This window comes from Rhodococcus sp. CX (assembly GCF_015865005.1).
Taxonomy (GTDB): domain Bacteria; phylum Actinomycetota; class Actinomycetes; order Mycobacteriales; family Mycobacteriaceae; genus Rhodococcus.
The window spans coordinates 1-1,451 of record NZ_JADZGH010000185.1 but is presented as its reverse complement, the minus strand read 5'-3'; the positions used below and the strand labels follow the sequence as shown (position 1 = coordinate 1,451).

General features: G+C 63.4%; 1 protein-coding gene. It reads left to right on the top strand.

Annotated features, from left to right (window positions below; translation table 11 throughout):
- Nucleotides 1-50 precede the first annotated feature (50 nt).
- The gene (locus I0Q12_RS19965) at nucleotides 51-1,202 is read left to right on the top strand and encodes a hypothetical protein (protein ID WP_231611057.1); all 1,152 of its coding nucleotides are present in this window, start codon (nucleotides 51-53) and stop codon (nucleotides 1,200-1,202) included.
- Nucleotides 1,203-1,451 lie beyond the last annotated feature (249 nt).

Sequence of the window (1,451 nt, the reverse complement as noted above, 5' to 3'; positions counted from 1 at the left end):
GCCGAGTCCCGCCCTACCCGCCCCGGGCCCTACGAGTGGAGTGATCGACTATGCGCGACCTGATTACCGAGCGAACCCTTCACCCCCTGGACGAGACGCTCATGCACCAGATCCCCTGGACTTTTGCTTATGCAGGAACCTCGGATCACCGCTTCTACGACCGACACTGGCTGGCGGCCGTGGACCCCAAGGGTCAGGGCAGCTTCATCTCCGGGATCGCCTTCTACAAGAACATGGGTGTGGCCGACGGCTACTTCTGCGTGCAGGAAGGCGACCGCCAGCACAACACTCGATTCTCCCGGCCACTCGCGGACGACATGCAAAACCTCCGCATGTCGGACTTCGAAGTTCGGGTGGTCGAGCCTTTCAAGCGTCTCGAGATCTCGCTGGACGGGGAATCGACCCCGGTGTCTGCTCAGCTGTCGTTCGAGTCGAGTTTCGATCCCTATTGCGAGTCGCACTACATGGACTCCCGAGGCGGCCGAATCGGCCAAGAGATCACTCGGTACGACCAGAGCGGCTACTGGTCCGGATGGATCGACTTCGGAGCCGGTCGCCTCGAAGTATGCGATTGGTGGGGATTCCGAGATCACTCCTGGGGTGTCCGACCCGGAGTCGGCGGGTTCGACCGTTCGGTAGCCGACCCCCAGGCGAAACTGGCGGCCACACCGGCCACGCCGACTCTTGCGATGCTCCACGTCGTGATGACCTTCGAAATCGGCGACTGCTTCGTCACAGCGATGTGCCGTGAGGATGCAGCCGGCAACCCGACCTATGTCGACGGTGAGGTAATCACGAAGGACGGCCGGCACACAGGAATCCGGTCGATGGACTTCGAGGTCGAGTTCCATCCCGGCACCCGTGCACACCGAAAGGTCACCGCGCGCATCCTCGCCGAGGACGGATCCGAGTTCGATGTCGAAGCGACGCCGTTCCTCCATCCCTGGGCGTACGCAGGGACCGGTTACGACGGTGGATATCGCGACGGCCGAGGTCTCGGTGTCTGGCGCGGCACGATCGCGGAGCACGACGTCTACCAGTTGGTGCCACCGAACGGTGTATTGATGGACGGCGCGCCGACCCCCACCGGCCACCGCGAGCAATTCGCGAAGATGGTGGTGAACGGGGAAGCGATCACCGGCTACTGCCCAGTCATGACTCGGGGCGCGCTCCCGAAGTACGGGCTGGGCGAGAACGACTGATTCCGCGGACGACAGGAACACATCCGATGAAGTGCGAGAGCCGTACGACCCGGCCTTCCATATCGACTCAGATAGTTCGGCTGATCCGGCACGAGCTCATGCTGCTCGGCGACGATCGAATGCGCGTCGGGCAGCTGCTGGAGATCGCCGACCAGCTACTCGAACGCGCTGCTTTCGACGACGACCTACTGATGCTCCGTGCCACCGGTGCGGCGGGCGAGGTAGCCGCGCTGATCAGCCGAGAACTCG

What these genes read in the sequence shown, in the direction of transcription:
- I0Q12_RS19965 (WP_231611057.1), top strand. Translation starts at nt 51, where the DNA reads ATGCGCGACCTGATTACCGAGCGAACCCTTCACCCCCTGGACGAGACG.